The following is a 14,121-nucleotide window of genomic DNA, read 5'->3' on the forward strand; positions in this document are numbered from 1 at the left end:
CAGCCCTTTCGGCGAGGGGAGCGATCCGTGAGCACGCGTGAGAACGGGTCCGAGCAGGAGCCGGTGATCCGCGACAACCGAAAGATCGATCCGGAGACGGGCAAGGCCCGGGGGGCCGGCAAGACGGGCGAGCCTGCGCAGGCGCAGGCTCGGCCCGCCGCCCCCGAGGCCGAGGCTCCGGAGAGTGCCACCGAGGACACCGCCCCGGCCGGGCGGGCGGGCGAGGGCGACATCGGCGGCCAGCTCGCCGAGCGCACCGCCGACCTGCAGCGGCTCCAGGCGGAGTTCTCCAACTACCGCAAGCGGGTGGAGCGCGACCGGGTCGTGGTCCGCGAGCAGGCGGTCGCCGGGGCGCTCCAGGAGCTGCTGCCGGTGCTCGACGACATCGGCAGAGCCCGCGAGCACGGCGAGCTCACCGGCGGCTTCGCCAAGGTGAGCGAGTCACTGGAGGCGGCCCTGACCAAGCTCGGGCTGACCCCCTACGGCACCAAGGGCGACCCGTTCGACCCGACCGTGCACGAGGCGCTGCTGCACAGCTACTCGTCCGAGGTCACCGAGCCGACCTGCATCGAGATCCTGCAGCCCGGTTACCGGATCGGCGACCGCGTCATCCGCCCGGCCAGGGTCGCGGTGGCCGAGCCGGAGTCCGCACCCGCCGTCCAGGGGGACGACGAGTCCGGCGACGACAACTGATCAACCTCTCTCTTCATCGAGCCTTGAGAAGGACGCCATAGATGAGCACCAAGGACTACTTGGAGAAGGACTACTACGCCGTCCTTGGTGTGCCGAAGACCGCCACCGCCGAGGAGATCAAGAAGGCTTACCGCAAGCTCGCCAGGCAGTACCACCCCGATGCCAACCAGGGCAACACGGCGACCGAGGCCAAGTTCAAGGAGGTCTCGGAGGCTTACGACGTGCTGTCGGACGCCAAGCGCCGCAAGGAGTACGACGACGCCCGCGCGCTCTTCGGCTCCGGGGTCGGGGGGTTCCCGGGCGGTGACGCCCGGGGCGGCTTCCCGTTCGACTTCGGCGACCTCTTCGGGGGCGCCGGCGGTCAGGCGGGCGGCGCGGGCGAGCGGATCGGCGACATCTTCGGCGGGCTGTTCAACCGCGGCGGCGGGCGGACCACGTCCACCACGACGCGTCCGCGCCGCGGCCAGGACATCGAGTCCGAGGTCTCCCTGTCCTTCACCGAGGCCGCCGAGGGCACCACGGTGTCCCTCCGGCTGACGAGTTCCTCCGCCTGCTCGGCGTGCAGCGGCACCGGCGCCGCCGCCGGCACCACCCCGCGGGTCTGCGCGACCTGCGAGGGGACCGGCGCGGCCAGCCGCAACCTGGGCAACTTCGCCTTCTCCGAGCCGTGCCGGGACTGCAAGGGGCGCGGGCTGATCGTGGACCACCCCTGCCCCGTCTGCGACGGCAGCGGCCGGGGCAAGAGCACCCGGACCATCCAGGCCCGCATCCCCGCGGGCGTGGGCGACGGCCAGCGCATCCGGCTCAAGGCCAAGGGCGCGCCCGGCGAGAACGGCGGCCCGGCGGGCGACCTCTACGTGCAGATCCACGTGAAGCCGCACGCCGTGTTCGGCCGGTCCGGCGAGAACCTCACGATCACCGTCCCGGTCACCTTCACCGAGGCCGCGCTCGGCGCCGAGATCAAGGTGCCGACGCTCAAGGGCATGCCGGTCACCGTGCGGATCCCCGAGGGCACCCCGAACGGCCGCACCTTCCGGGTGCGCGGGCGCGGGGTCACCCGCAAGGACGGCACGAAGGGCGACATGCTCGTCACCGTCGAGGTGGCGGTGCCGCAGCAGCTCGACGAGAAGGCACGCGGGCTCCTGACGGAGCTGCACGACGTCACCGCCGGAGACGACCCGCGGGCCGAGCTGATTCAGCAGGCCAGAAGCGAGTGATCCCATGGACGCCAACTTCTTCGATCTGTCGGACGAGACGCCCGTCTACGTGATCTCGGTGGCGGCCCAGCTCTCCGGGCTGCACCCGCAGACGCTCCGGCAGTATGACCGGCTCGGGCTGGTCAGCCCGGGTCGTACGGCAGGCCGTGGCCGCCTCTACTCCACCCGCGACATCCTCCTCCTGCGCGAGGTGCAGCGACTGTCCCAGGAGGAGGGCATCAACCTGGCGGGCATCAAGCGGATCCTGGAGCTGGAGACCGACACGCTGAGGCTGCGCGAGGAGGTCAGCCGCCTGCGCGCCGAGCTCTCCATGATCCGCGCCCTGATCCGTTACGAACTTCCACCGGCTTGACCACATACGGGGGGCATACGTCGATATGGACTACAAGCTCACTCAAAAGAGCCAGGAGGCGGCGTCCTCCGCGATCCGGAGGGCCGCCGCCGAAGGCAACCCCGAAGTCGCGCCCGCCCACCTGTTCACCGCCCTGCTGTCCCAGTCCGGCGGTACGGCGGTGCCGCTGCTCGAAGCGGTGGGCGCCGACTGGAAGCGGCTGCGCACCGAGGCCGAGCAGCAGCTGGAGAGCCTGCCCAAGGCCCAGGGCGCCACGGTCGGCGCCCCTTCCACCTCCCGCCAGCTCCTGGTGGTGCTGAACACCGCCGCGGCCAGGGCCAAGCAACTGGAGGACGAGTACGTCTCGACCGAGCACCTGCTCGTCGGCCTCGCCACCGACGGCGGCCCGATCGCCGAGCTGCTGAAGGCGAACGGCGCCACCCCCGCAGCCCTGCTCGACGCGTTCGAGAAGGTGCGCGGGCACGCCAGGGTCACCAGCGAAACCCCCGAGGACACCTACCAGGCGCTGGAGAAGTACGGCGTCGACCTGACCGAGCGGGCGCGGGCCGGCAAGCTCGACCCGGTGATCGGCCGCGACTCCGAGATCCGGCGGGTGATCCAGGTGCTGTCCCGCCGTACCAAGAACAACCCGGTGCTCATCGGCGAGCCGGGCGTCGGCAAGACCGCCGTCGTGGAGGGCCTGGCCCAGCGGATCATCGCCGGCGACGTGCCGGAGAGCCTGCGCAACAAGCGGCTGGTCTCGCTCGACCTCGGCGCGATGGTCGCCGGGGCGAAGTACCGCGGCGAGTTCGAGGAGCGGCTCAAGGCCGTGCTCGCCGAGATCAAGCAGAGCGACGGCCAGATCGTCACCTTCATCGACGAGCTGCACACCGTGGTCGGCGCGGGCGCCGCCGAGGGCGCGATGGACGCGGGCAACATGCTCAAGCCCATGCTGGCCCGCGGCGAGCTGCGCATGATCGGCGCCACCACGCTGGACGAATACCGCGAGCGCATCGAGAAGGACCCCGCCCTGGAGCGCCGCTTCCAGCAGGTCTACGTGGGCGAGCCGAGCGTCGAGGACACCATCGCGATCCTGCGCGGGCTCAAGGGCCGCTACGAGGCCCACCACCAGGTGCAGATCGCCGACAGCGCGCTGGTCGCCGCCGCGACGCTGTCCGACCGCTACATCACCTCCCGCTTCCTGCCGGACAAGGCCATCGACCTGGTGGACGAGTCGGCCTCCCGGCTGCGGATGGAGATCGACTCCCGGCCGGTCGAGATCGACGAGCTCCAGCGCGCCGTCGACCGGATGAAGATGGAGGAGCTCGCCCTCGCCAAGGAGACCGACGAGGCCGGCCGCCAGCGGCTGGAGAAGCTCCGCAAGGACCTCGCCGACCGGCAGGAGGAGCTGAACGCGCTGGTCGGCCGCTGGGAGCGGGAGAAGGCCGGCCTCAACCGGGTCGGCGAGCTGAAGAAGCAGCTCGACGAGGCGCGCGGCGCGGCCGAGCGGGCCCAGCGCGACGGCGACTTCGAGGCCGCCTCCCGGCTGATGTACGCCGACGTGCCCCGGCTGGAGAAGGAGCTGGAGGAGGCATCCGCCCAGGCCCAGCCGGAGGACGCGATGGTCAAGGAGGAGGTCGGCCCGGACGACATCGCCCAGGTGATCTCCTCGTGGACCGGCATCCCGGCCGGGCGCCTGCTGGAGGGCGAGACCGCCAAGCTGCTGCGCATGGAGGACGAGCTGGGCAGGCGGCTCATCGGCCAGGCGCAGGCCGTGCAGGCGGTGTCCGACGCCGTGCGCAGGGCGCGGGCCGGCATCGCCGACCCCGACCGGCCCACCGGGTCGTTCCTCTTCCTCGGCCCCACCGGCGTCGGCAAGACCGAGCTGGCCAAGGCGCTGGCCGACTTCCTCTTCGACGACGAGCGGGCGATGACCCGTATCGACATGAGCGAATACGCCGAGAAGCACGCGGTGGCCCGGCTGGTCGGCGCGCCTCCCGGGTACATCGGCTACGAGGAGGGCGGCCAGCTCACCGAGGCGGTGCGCCGCCGTCCGTACACGGTGGTGCTGCTGGACGAGGTGGAGAAGGCGCACCCGGAGGTCTTCGACATCCTGCTCCAGGTGCTGGACGACGGCCGGCTCACCGACGGGCAGGGCCGTACGGTCGACTTCCGGAACACGATCCTGATCCTCACCTCCAACCTCGGGTCGCAGTTCCTCGTCGATCCGACGCTGGACGGCACGGCCAAGCGCGAGGCCGTGATGGGGATGGTCCGCTCGGCCTTCAAGCCGGAGTTCCTCAACCGGCTGGACGACGTGATCCTGTTCGACGCGCTCGGCACCGAGGAACTGGCCCGTATCGTCGACCTCCAGGTGGCCTCCCTGGCGCGGCGTCTCGCCGACCGCAGGCTGACCCTCACCGTCACCCCCGCGGCCCGCGACTGGCTCGCCCTGACCGGCTACGACCCGCTCTACGGGGCCCGCCCGCTGCGCAGGCTGGTCCAGTCGGCGATCGGCGACCGGCTGGCCAAGGAGGTGCTCTCCGGCACGGTCCAGGACGGCGACGAGGTCGTCGTGGACCTCGACGCGGCCGGCGACACCCTGTCCGTGGGCCCGGCCCGGCTGCCCAGCCTCAGCTAGTCCCGCCGCCCGTGCCGCCCGGCGCCCGTGTCGCGCCGAGCGGCACTCGCCTCGGTAAGGGCTTCACCACCTTTGCGTTAAGCCGCGAGGGCCAGCCTTCCCCCGTTGCTAGCTTCGGCGTCCGTCCAAGACGAACACCATCAGGGGGACGCGAATGTCGAAAGCATCTCGGAGCATCCAGGGGATCCTGGCCGTCGGGCTGGTCTGCGGGCTGGGCACGCTGCCCGCGAGCCCGGCCCTGGCCGGCACGGTCATGGCGGACAGGGTGTGCGACTCCTCGATGCCGCTGACGTTGCTGGAGCGGCCGTACGGCATCGCCGAGGTCTGCCACGAGCAGACCGGCATCCGTACGGCGGCGACCACGACGAAGATCACGCCGTCGGCCGACACCCCGACGTTGCAGACGATGGACGGTCTCGCCCGTGGCGCCGGGCTGCCCGGCGTCTCCCGGACCACCGCCGTGATGCGGCTGTCCGACCTGGGCGGCGCGGCGGCCGGCACGGGGCTGCCCACCCTGCCCATCCAGGGCGACCTCGGCCAGTTCGCCGTCTCACCGGCTCAGAAGCAGGGCCGGGCCGGCGGGCTGCCGCTGCCGCCCGGCCTGACCGGCGAGGTCGCCAAGCTGCCGAACCTGCCGAAGCTGCCCGCCGTCCCGAAGGGCACGAGCCTGCTGCGCAAGGCCGAGCCGCCGCAGCGGGAGCGGGCGATCAAGCACGACCCGGACGACTCGGACGACACGTTCAAGAGGGACGCGGACGACAAGAGGGGCGCGGTCGACACGAGGGGCGCGGTCGACACGAGGGGCGCGGTCGACACGCTCAAGAAGAAGACCCGCCGGGGCGCCGCGCCGGCCGCGCCGAAGGGCAGGCAGCAGCCCGCCGACCCGCGGAACACCGCCGTCCAGCACGCCAACACCAGCCCGAGCGGCCTCGGCCTCGTCCAGAGCCTCGTCCCGACCCTGCGCTGACACCCTCGCCCCACCGGCGCCCCTCACCCGACCGGGCGCCTCACCCGACCGGCGTCCTCACCACACCGGGCACCTCGCCCACCGGCGCAACCGGCCGCGCCGCCCATCCGTAACCGGGCCCATCCCCTCCGCCGGAAAACAACCCGGCACGACGCCGCCCGCCCCGAGGACGCCACCGACTCCAGGGCCGCGATCACTCCGATCGCGGCCCTTTCCACGTCCCCGGAGCAGCCTTTCGGCGCGGCGCGTTTCGCGTGCTCGACGCGGCCCTCTGGGAGGCCGAGCCCTTCGGCGCGCACGCCGGAGGCCGCTCACCCCACCCGAGGGGTGATCGCGGCGCTCTCGGGGGGTGGCGGGCGGCTCTTTCGTGCGGTGGGAGGGGTCAGGAGAGCATCGCGTCGAGTTCGTCCTCGGGGAGGCCGAGGTCGACGCGGATGCGGTAGCGGGTGCGGAGCAGGGCGACGTGCTCGCCGCTGCCCTCGGGGCTGGCCAGGGCGCCGTCGGTGGCCCACCGGTGCGCGGCGTCCAGGTCGCCGTAGGCCATGAGGGTCTCGGCGATGTTGAGCACCGTGGTGGGCGAGGCGTCGCCCTCGGCCGCGATGGCCTCGATGAGCTCGCGGGCCTCGGCCGGGCGGTCCAACTCGAAGAGCGTGTCGGCGATGCCGGCGCGGGGATCGACGCTCACCTCCCCGCCGTCCTCGAGGGCGCGCTGAAAGCACTCCAGGGCGCGGGCGGGCTGGCCGGACTGCCGCCACTCCTCCGCCGCGAGCACCAGTACCGCGGCCCGGGATACCTCTCCGGACTCGTATGCCTGGGAGAGCGAATCGAGCCGCCGGGCGAGCGACGAATGGTCGTCCGCCAGCAGAGCCTGCTCCAGCAATCGATCAAGGTACTCACGTGTCACATGTGCCACATGGCGAGGGTACCGAGCAACACTCCGTTTTGCCGGGACATTGGGTACAGCGGGCGGCCACATTGCCTCGGCAACGTTTGGCACCGGATCGACTACGGTGAGTCTAGACGGCCGACTAATCGGGCATAAGAGACATGCCACAACAAGTCTCAGCCGGTGGAAGGATGCCGCCATGGCCGTGTCCCGGCGGGTGGCCTTCGGCCTGACCTGCGCGCTCGCGCTGGCCGCCGTCGTACCCGGCACCGCGGGATACCTGAGCGCCCGGCTCGACGCCGTGGAGCGGGCCGAGCGCCGGCTGCGCATCCTTGAAGCCGAGATCCGCGCCAGGGAACGCGCCACCGTACTGCGCGAGGTGGCGGACCCGACCCCCGTACGGCCGTGCGTCCCCACCGCCCGCGTCCCGGAGACCGCCGCCCCCGGGACCCGCGTCCCCGAAACCCTCATCCCGGAAACCGGCGTCCCGGAAACCGGCGGCCCGAAAATGCGCGTCCCGGAGACCCTGGCCCCGGAGGTCCGCGTACCGGAGGCCCGCGTCCCCGAGGCCGCCGCCCCGGAGGCCCGCGTGCCGGAGGCTCGCGTTCCGGGGGCCTTTGCCCCACCACCCCGGCACCGCACGCCCGCCGCGCAACCCGGCCAGGTGTGGACGGGCGTGCAGCATCCGGGCGGCGCGCCCGGGGCTGCCGGGGCTCCTGGGGCTCCCGGGGCTCTTGAGCCTCCTGGGGCTGCTGAGCCTCCCGGGCTTGCTGGGCCTCCTGGGGCGTTCACGCCTTGCGGGAGCTGAGCAGGTTGCTCAGGTAGCCTCTGACCAGTCTCTTGGCCTCGTCCACGATCTCCGGGGCGCCGTCCTGGTCGTGCCGGAAGGCCAGCTTGAGCACCGCGTCGCCGGCCTCGACCGCGACCATCATGGCGAGGTCGAGCTCCGCGCTGTCGGCCATGCCGAACTCCCGCAGCAGCAGCTCGCGCAGCCGCCCGGCGATCACCGTGTTGTTGTCGGCCACGGTGTCGAGCGTGTGGTTGAGATCCATCACGTCGGCGAAGTGCAGCGAACGGAACCCGGGCACGCTCCTGTGCATGTCGACGTACTCGTCGATGATCACATCGACCGCGTCCCACCAGCCGCGGAAGTCCTCCAGCAGGAAGCGGCGGCCGACTCCGGCGGCGAAGAGCTCGACGTTGCGGCGGGTCAGCGCCTGGGTGATGGCCTTCTTGTCGGGGAAGAACTGGTAGACGGAGCCGATCGCGACACCCGCGCGCTCGGCGATGCGCGTCGTGGACAGCGCTTCGTAGCCGACCTCGTCGAGAAGCTCCGCGCACGCGTCGAGCATCCGCTCGACCCGCCTGGCGCTGCGGCGCTGTGTCGGACGTCGTCGGAGTGGCGTCGGCTCCATGCTTTCGGCCGAGGCTTCAACATGCACGGTGGACACGACACCATCTTGCACGTAAACCCCGGCTCTGGTCAGGCAATACCTGTCAATCACCCGGCGGATGTCAAGGTCTGGACGCCAGGCCGGTGCACGAACGCAGGCTCCGCCACTTGTCGACCGCCCGGGTGCGGGCCGCGCCGGCCAGCGGGATCGGCACGCCGCCGCCGATCCGCGCCGGGGTCCACCGGTCGGCGAGCACCTTGCGGCCTTCGATGGTGAGCGTGAGCACGCCGGTCTCACCGGTGTCCGGTCCCCAGCTGTAGAAGGCAAAGTTGCCCAGCCCGTAGTTGACGTAGCCGCTCTTGAGGTAGCCGCTGCCGAGCAGGACGTGGGCGTGGCCGCCGACGATCACGTCCGCCCCGGCGGCGATCAGCTTGGGGGCCAGTGAGCGTTGCGCCGCGTTGGGGCACCTGCGCAGTTCGGTACCCCAGTGCAGGTAGACGATCACGGTGTCGGAGTCCTTCCGCGCGGCGCGGACGGCGCTGAGCAGCCGCTTCTCGTTCTTGGCCGAGGCCAGCCCCGCCCTGCGGTCGGTCGCGCTCCACGCCTGGATGAACTCGGTGTCCAGCACCTGCGTCGCCCCGATGATCGACACCCGGTTCCCGTTGACCACCTCGCGGTAGGGCTTGTACGCGGCGTCCGCGTTCTTACCGACTCCGACGACGGGGAACCGCGCCTTGCGGATGGCCGCCAGCGAGTCCTTCAGGCCGCTCTGCATGTAGTCCATGCCGTGGTTGTTCGCCATCGACGCCACGTCCACGCCCGCCGCCCGGAGCGCGGTCAACGCCGACGGCGGAGCCCGGAAGGTGTACTTCTTGCCCGGCGCGGGCGTCCCCCGCTTCGTGATCGCGGTCTCCAGGTTGACCATCGCGATGTCCGCCCGCCTGAGCACGGACGCGATCGGCCCCAGCGCCGTCCTGGGCTTCCGCTTCAGCCTCTCCCGCAGCACCCCTTCGAAGTGCACGTCCCCGCCGAACGAGATCGTGTACGGCTTCCGCCCGGCCGGTGTCTCCTGGGGACTCGCCCCCGGGCCGCCCTGAAGATCGCCCGCCGGGGTGACCGCGGGAGTGGCCGTGGGGGTGCCCGGCGCGGGACTCTGCCCGGGGTCCAGCCCGGGGCGGCCGGTGTCGGCGACCTTGACGGTGTGGGGGGACGCGGCCAGGGGCGGCGTGGCCCTGGCGAGGCCGCTCGGCGCGGCGGCGGTGCACGCGAGGGCCAGAAGGGCCGCGAGGGCCAGCGCGGTCGCCGGACGCCGGGGGGAAGACGGGGGGATGTCCATCGCTACCAGAGCATGCCATCTCCACCACACCCCTGACATACATCCCAGAAGTAAGAAACCCCGCCGTAGCCGCCATTCCGTACCCCCGGCCACGACCCGACACCGCCTGCCGCCGGCCCCCGCCACGGCCCTCCCGCGAACACGCCCCCACACCTCCGGGGCCGAGCGTGGGAGGTGTGGCGTCGCCCCCGCACCTCCGAGGCCGAGCGTGGGAGCGACGGCGCCGACCGCCCACCGAGGCCCGGCCTCCCCCGCCCCCGGCGCCCATCGACCTCACCCGTTACGGCACCCCGCTCAGGGGCAGTGATGGTCTGCACCGCTTTGTGGTGATTTCTTCGCCCAGACTTGTATGATTCCTTTACTTGAATGATTCAGGTTAAGGACGTAGTGTCGGCTCCATGGGCGATATCGACCGGCTCCGCGACGCGGGGTTGCGCGTGACCGCCGCCCGCCTGGCGATCATGCGGTCCGTGCGGGAGGGCGGCCACCTCGACGTGGAGACCGTCCACCAGCGCGTCCTCGACCGAGTCGGGCGTGTCTCCCTGCAAGCCGTCTACGACGCGCTGGCGGCGATGCACAGGGCCGGGCTCGTGCGGAAGATCGAGCCCATGGGCAGTCCCGCGCGCTACGAAGCGCGTGTGGGCGACAACCATCACCACCTCGTGTGCCGTCGGTGCGGAGCGATGACCGACGTCGACTGCGTGAGGGGACAGGCACCCTGCCTCGATCCCGCGGACGCCGCCGGTTACCTCGTCGACGAGGCTGACGTCACCTTCTGGGGCCTGTGCCCCACCTGTCGTCCGACACCCGGCACCTAACGGAGCGGGCGCCAGCCGTACTCCATCAACGACGATCCGGAGGACCGTGCACATGAGCGACCGGCCTATCACCACGACGGACGCGGGCATCCCCGCACCCAGCGACGAGTTCTCCCAGTCCGTCGGACCCAACGGCCCTCTGCTGCTGCAGGACCACTACCTCATCCAGAAGATGGCCCAGTTCAACCGGGAACGGGTGCCTGAGCGGGTGGTCCACGCCAAGGGCGGCGGCGCGCACGGCCTGTTGCAGATCACCGAGGACGTGAGCCAGTTCACCAAGGCGAATCTGTTCCAGAAGGGCAAGGAGACCGAGCTCTTCCTGCGCTTCTCGACCGTCGCGGGTGAGCTGGGCAGCGCGGACACCGCTCGCGACCCGCGCGGATTCGCCATCAAGTTCTACACCGAAGACGGCAACTACGACATCGTCGGCAACAACACGCCGATCTTCTTCATTCGCGACCCCTCGAAGTTCTCCGACTTCATCCACTCGCAGAAGCGCCGCGCCGACACGCACACGCGTGACAACAACATGCAGTGGGACTTCTGGACCCTCTCCCCGGAGTCGGCGCATCAGGTCACCTTCCTGATGAGCGACCGCGGCACCCCGAGGACGTGGCGCAACATGCACGGCTTCGGCTCGCACACCTTCCTCTGGTACAACGCGGCGGGCGAGAAGTTCTGGGTCAAGTACCACTTCAGGACCGAGCAGGGCATCGAGAACTTCACGGCCGACGAGGCCAAGGCCATGACCGCGGAGGACGCGGACTTCCACATCCGCGACCTGCACACCGCGATCGCCGCCGGCGACCATCCGGCGTGGACGGTCAACATCCAGCTGATGCCGTTCGAGGCGGCGGCGGACTACCGGTTCAACCCCTTCGACCTGACGAAGGTGTGGCCGCACGCCGACTATCCGGAGATCACCATCGGCCGGTTCGTCCTGAACCGCAACCCCGAGAACTACTTCGCCGAGGTCGAGCAGGCGGGCTTCGAGCCGGCCAACCTCGTCCCCGGCATCGGCGCCTCCCCGGACAAGATGCTCCAGGGCCGCCTGTTCTCCTACCCCGACACCCACCGCTACCGCATCGGCCCCAACTATCTCCAGCTCCCGGTGAACGCGCCGAAGTCGCCCGTCCACAGCTACAACAAGGACGGCGCCATGCGCTTCAGCAACCCGGGCGACCCGGTCTACGCGCCGAACAGCGTCAACGGCCCGGCCGCCGACCCCGCCCGGTACGAGGGCGAGAACTACCAGGTCACCGGTGAGATCATCCGCAGCGCCTACGCCAAGCACGCCGAGGACGACGACTACGTGCAGCCGCGCGCCCTGTGGGAGAACGTGCTGTCCGAGACCGACCGCGCCCACCTCGTGAGCAACATCGTCGGCCACGCCTCCGCCCCGGAGGTCACCCCCGACATGCACAAGCGGGTCGTCGAGTACTGGACCAACGTCCACAAGGACCTCGGCCAGGGCGTGGCCCGGGGACTCGGCGTCGCTTGATCACGGCTTAGAGCCACCCCAAAGCCGTGATCAAGCGACAAGGGGGCTTGCGTCCGGTCGGCGGACGCAAGCCCCTCTTCAGGGGCTGACGATCGGCATCACGGTCGTCGGCATGTCGGTGATGGCCCGCCCCACCAAGGGCCGGTCATCACCACCGAGGACGCGCTGCACAAGGATGTCGGTGAACCGGTCCGGTTTCTCGAACATCGAGCGGTGCCCGGCGCCGGCAAGGATGACGTGCTCTTTCTGGGGCGCCCGGAGTTTCGCGTACCAGTCCTTCATCAGCTCCATCCGGACGGGCACCTCGCCGGAGCCGTCGATGAAGAGCGCCGGGATCGTGAGGCGGGAGAGGCGATCCCGCAGGTCGATGTCGCGTACCTGCGGATAGTAGAGGTCGAAGGCATCCAGGAAGCCGGAGAACAGGTGGACCTTGTCCAGCAAGGAGTACTCCTGCGCCTGCATACTCTCGTCGAGCCCGCCCTGGGCGCCATGACCACGGTCGCCGCTCGCATAAACCCTGCCCTCGGCCAGCAGCATCGGCTCATAGCCGTAAACGCCGTCATAGGGAGGCGGTCCGACGGCTTCCAGCGCGGCGATGAGCTCGGTGTCACCCTGACTTCGGGCCCACTCCAGCGTCTCGCCGTACTGCACGCGGTCGGCCGCGCCGGTGTTCACCGCCTGACCGACACCGATGTAGGCGTGGAACAACTCGGGCCGGCGTTGCGCGGCGAACACGGCGGGCAGGGTGCCACCGGAGTGCGCCAGCAGATAGATCCGGTCCTTGCCGAAGCGGCCCCTGAGATGGTTCGCGGCCGCAAGGGCGGCGTTGACCTCACTGTCGAGGTTCAGCGTGGCGGTGGGCTCGATGGCCGGGTAGGAGCTCCCGCCACCACGCCGGTCGAGAGTGGCGACGACGAAGTGCTTTTCCAACTGGGACAGATGCTTGCGCACCGCGCCCCGCTCGGCGGCGCCGGGAGCGCCGGGCACGAACAGCAGGACGGGCTTGGCCGTATCGGAGCCGCGGACCATCAGCCCGAGCCGGTGCGATCCGCTCGTGATGGTCGTCAACTCGGCCACGCCGCGCCCACCCGTCAGGGGAGCCGTGCGGGCGGGTAGCGCGACAGCGATCCCCATCACGGCGACGATCACCGTGAGCGCACCGATCACAGCCCTGCCGAGGTGGCGCCGGACGCGAGCGGCCTTTCCCGCCGGGGACCTCCCCGCCGCCCGGCGGGCGAGGCCCGCGCCGTAGGCGGCGCCGACGTACATCGGCAGCAACGCGAGCAGGCCATGCACGCCCCGGCCGGCGACGAACGCCAGCACGCCGAACAGGCTGCCTGCCGGAGCGTCGACGCTCGGCCCCTGCGCACGAATGCGGAAGATCTCGAAGGCGACGGCGGCCAGGGCCGGCGCCCCGATCATCGCCCATCGCGACCTGGCGAGATAGCCGGCGGCGCCACCGACGACGAGGCCGAGCCCGATGCTGATCAGCGCCGCGTCCGGCGTCAGCGGGCCACGCGGGGTGATCACACCTGCGGCCGCTCCCCACACCACGGGTACGAGACCGGCCAGGACGAGTTCGGTGGACCGACTACCTGAAGCCATCGCCGTCCTCTCCACCAGCATGTAGCAATCGCTACATGCAAGAGAATGTAGCGGACGCTACAGGTAAGGAATGTAGCAGGCGCTACATGAAGTTGCTACCGTGCAGCAATGGACCGTCGCGCCGAGCTGGCCGCAGGAGTGCTGGACTACGTGCTCGAGCACGGCCTCATCGGGTTGTCGCTGCGTCCACTGGCGGCCGCGCTGAACACCAGCGACCGCATGCTGATCTATCACTTCGGCAGCAAGGAGGGCCTGGTCGGGGAGGCCCTCGCCCTCGCTCAGCAGCGGCTGGCCACCTCGATCGCGCCTCCCGGCCCGGAGGTGGACACCGTCGCGGCGCTCGTCAGATACCTGTGGTCCGCGCTCGGTGACGTCTCGGGCGCACAGGCCACCCGGCTCTATCTCGACCTGTCGGTTCTGGCGACCCAGGACCCCGCGCGCTGGCGGGCGGCCGTCGAACGGCTGCGCTCACCGTGGCGCGAGCCGCTGCGCATGGGCCTGGTCGCCTTCGGCATCGAGGAGAAGGAGGCGCCCGCGCTCGCCGACCTCATCCTCGGCACCCTCGACGGGCTGGCACTCGATCGCCTGGTCGCCGGAGACCCGGCACGCGCCGACGCCGCCGCGGCAGCCTTCGCAGACCTGCTCGAACTCCGTTCCGATGACCCTTGGGGGCGCAATCGGTCGTAACAGCCGGTCAGCGGCGGACGGCACCCTGGGATGTTGACGGGAATG

Annotated in this window: 13 protein-coding genes; 9 read left to right on the top strand and 4 right to left on the bottom strand. The window is 70.9% G+C overall.

The genetic code is table 11. The features are described from left to right. The first annotated feature begins 27 nt into the window (after positions 1-27). From grpE to QSK26_RS19850, 5 genes are all read left to right on the top strand, one after another. On the top strand, positions 28-693 hold the full coding sequence (gene grpE / locus QSK26_RS19830; RefSeq protein ID WP_285776667.1) for a nucleotide exchange factor GrpE: 666 nt from the start codon (positions 28-30) through the stop codon (positions 691-693). A 41-nt stretch (positions 694-734) separates the two neighbouring features. Further along, entirely contained in the window at positions 735-1,910 is a 1,176-nt protein-coding gene (dnaJ, locus tag QSK26_RS19835; RefSeq protein WP_285776668.1) for a molecular chaperone DnaJ, read from the top strand. A 4-nt stretch (positions 1,911-1,914) separates the two neighbouring features. Further along, positions 1,915-2,262, top strand: coding sequence for a heat shock protein transcriptional repressor HspR (locus tag QSK26_RS19840; protein WP_285776669.1), 348 nt, complete (start codon positions 1,915-1,917; stop codon positions 2,260-2,262). A 25-nt stretch (positions 2,263-2,287) separates the two neighbouring features. Continuing rightward, positions 2,288-4,882, top strand: coding sequence for an ATP-dependent chaperone ClpB (clpB, locus tag QSK26_RS19845; protein ID WP_285776670.1), 2,595 nt, complete (start codon positions 2,288-2,290; stop codon positions 4,880-4,882). Between the two features lie 154 nt (positions 4,883-5,036). After that, entirely contained in the window at positions 5,037-5,849 is an 813-nt protein-coding gene (locus QSK26_RS19850; RefSeq protein WP_285776671.1) for a hypothetical protein, read from the top strand. A 382-nt stretch (positions 5,850-6,231) separates the two neighbouring features. Here QSK26_RS19850 and QSK26_RS19855 read toward each other — a convergent pair whose 3' ends face one another. Next, positions 6,232-6,729 carry a tetratricopeptide repeat protein gene (locus QSK26_RS19855; RefSeq protein ID WP_285776672.1) on the bottom strand — a complete coding sequence of 166 codons (498 nt, stop codon included), beginning with the start codon at positions 6,727-6,729 and terminating at the stop codon, positions 6,232-6,234. Between the two features lie 205 nt (positions 6,730-6,934). Here QSK26_RS19855 and QSK26_RS19860 point away from each other — a divergent pair, with 205 nt between their 5' ends. After that, positions 6,935-7,543 (top strand): hypothetical protein, encoded by a 609-nt coding sequence (locus QSK26_RS19860; protein WP_285776673.1) that lies wholly within the window; start codon positions 6,935-6,937, stop codon positions 7,541-7,543. On the opposite strand, the gene QSK26_RS19865 is transcribed toward QSK26_RS19860, so the two are convergent. Beyond that, positions 7,524-8,150, bottom strand: coding sequence for a TetR/AcrR family transcriptional regulator (locus QSK26_RS19865; RefSeq protein ID WP_285776846.1), 627 nt, complete (start codon positions 8,148-8,150; stop codon positions 7,524-7,526). The two genes, QSK26_RS19860 and QSK26_RS19865, sit on opposite strands and share 20 nt — an antisense overlap. A gap of 100 nt (positions 8,151-8,250) precedes the next feature. After that, complete coding sequence (locus QSK26_RS19870) at positions 8,251-9,465, bottom strand: CapA family protein (RefSeq protein ID WP_285776674.1); 1,215 nt, start codon at positions 9,463-9,465, stop codon at positions 8,251-8,253. 398 nt (positions 9,466-9,863) lie between these two features. Here QSK26_RS19870 and QSK26_RS19875 point away from each other — a divergent pair, with 398 nt between their 5' ends. Together QSK26_RS19875 and QSK26_RS19880 are read left to right on the top strand one after the other, a co-directional pair. Beyond that, positions 9,864-10,283, top strand: a complete 420-nt coding sequence (locus QSK26_RS19875) for a Fur family transcriptional regulator (protein WP_285776675.1) — start codon at positions 9,864-9,866, stop codon at positions 10,281-10,283. 52 nt (positions 10,284-10,335) lie between these two features. After that, positions 10,336-11,784 carry a catalase gene (locus QSK26_RS19880; RefSeq protein WP_285776676.1) on the top strand — a complete coding sequence of 483 codons (1,449 nt, stop codon included), beginning with the start codon at positions 10,336-10,338 and terminating at the stop codon, positions 11,782-11,784. 78 nt (positions 11,785-11,862) lie between these two features. Here the strand turns inward: QSK26_RS19880 and QSK26_RS19885 are convergent, their stop codons facing one another. Then, the gene (locus QSK26_RS19885) at positions 11,863-13,410 is read right to left on the bottom strand and encodes an alpha/beta fold hydrolase (protein ID WP_285776677.1); all 1,548 of its coding nucleotides are present in this window, start codon (positions 13,408-13,410) and stop codon (positions 11,863-11,865) included. A gap of 87 nt (positions 13,411-13,497) precedes the next feature. Here QSK26_RS19885 and QSK26_RS19890 point away from each other — a divergent pair, with 87 nt between their 5' ends. Next, positions 13,498-14,076 carry a TetR/AcrR family transcriptional regulator gene (locus QSK26_RS19890; protein ID WP_285776678.1) on the top strand — a complete coding sequence of 193 codons (579 nt, stop codon included), beginning with the start codon at positions 13,498-13,500 and terminating at the stop codon, positions 14,074-14,076. The last annotated feature ends 45 nt before the right edge of the window (positions 14,077-14,121 follow it).

The sequence above is a fragment of the Microtetraspora sp. NBRC 13810 genome, assembly GCF_030268685.1.
Classification (GTDB): Bacteria; Actinomycetota; Actinomycetes; order Streptosporangiales; family Streptosporangiaceae; genus BSRQ01.

Excerpts from the sequence above, each read along its gene's own strand:
- QSK26_RS19840 (WP_285776669.1), top strand. The coding sequence starts at position 1,915 with ATGGACGCCAACTTCTTCGATCTGTCGGACGAGACGCCCGTCTACGTG.
- dnaJ (WP_285776668.1), top strand. The coding sequence starts at position 735 with ATGAGCACCAAGGACTACTTGGAGAAGGACTACTACGCCGTCCTTGGT.
- QSK26_RS19870 (WP_285776674.1), bottom strand. The coding sequence starts at position 9,465 with ATGGACATCCCCCCGTCTTCCCCCCGGCGTCCGGCGACCGCGCTGGCC.
- QSK26_RS19860 (WP_285776673.1), top strand. The coding sequence starts at position 6,935 with ATGGCCGTGTCCCGGCGGGTGGCCTTCGGCCTGACCTGCGCGCTCGCG.
- clpB (WP_285776670.1), top strand. The coding sequence starts at position 2,288 with ATGGACTACAAGCTCACTCAAAAGAGCCAGGAGGCGGCGTCCTCCGCG.
- QSK26_RS19875 (WP_285776675.1), top strand. The coding sequence starts at position 9,864 with ATGGGCGATATCGACCGGCTCCGCGACGCGGGGTTGCGCGTGACCGCC.
- QSK26_RS19885 (WP_285776677.1), bottom strand. The coding sequence starts at position 13,410 with ATGCTGGTGGAGAGGACGGCGATGGCTTCAGGTAGTCGGTCCACCGAA.
- QSK26_RS19865 (WP_285776846.1), bottom strand. The coding sequence starts at position 8,150 with ATGGAGCCGACGCCACTCCGACGACGTCCGACACAGCGCCGCAGCGCC.
- QSK26_RS19850 (WP_285776671.1), top strand. The coding sequence starts at position 5,037 with ATGTCGAAAGCATCTCGGAGCATCCAGGGGATCCTGGCCGTCGGGCTG.
- QSK26_RS19890 (WP_285776678.1), top strand. The coding sequence starts at position 13,498 with ATGGACCGTCGCGCCGAGCTGGCCGCAGGAGTGCTGGACTACGTGCTC.
- QSK26_RS19880 (WP_285776676.1), top strand. The coding sequence starts at position 10,336 with ATGAGCGACCGGCCTATCACCACGACGGACGCGGGCATCCCCGCACCC.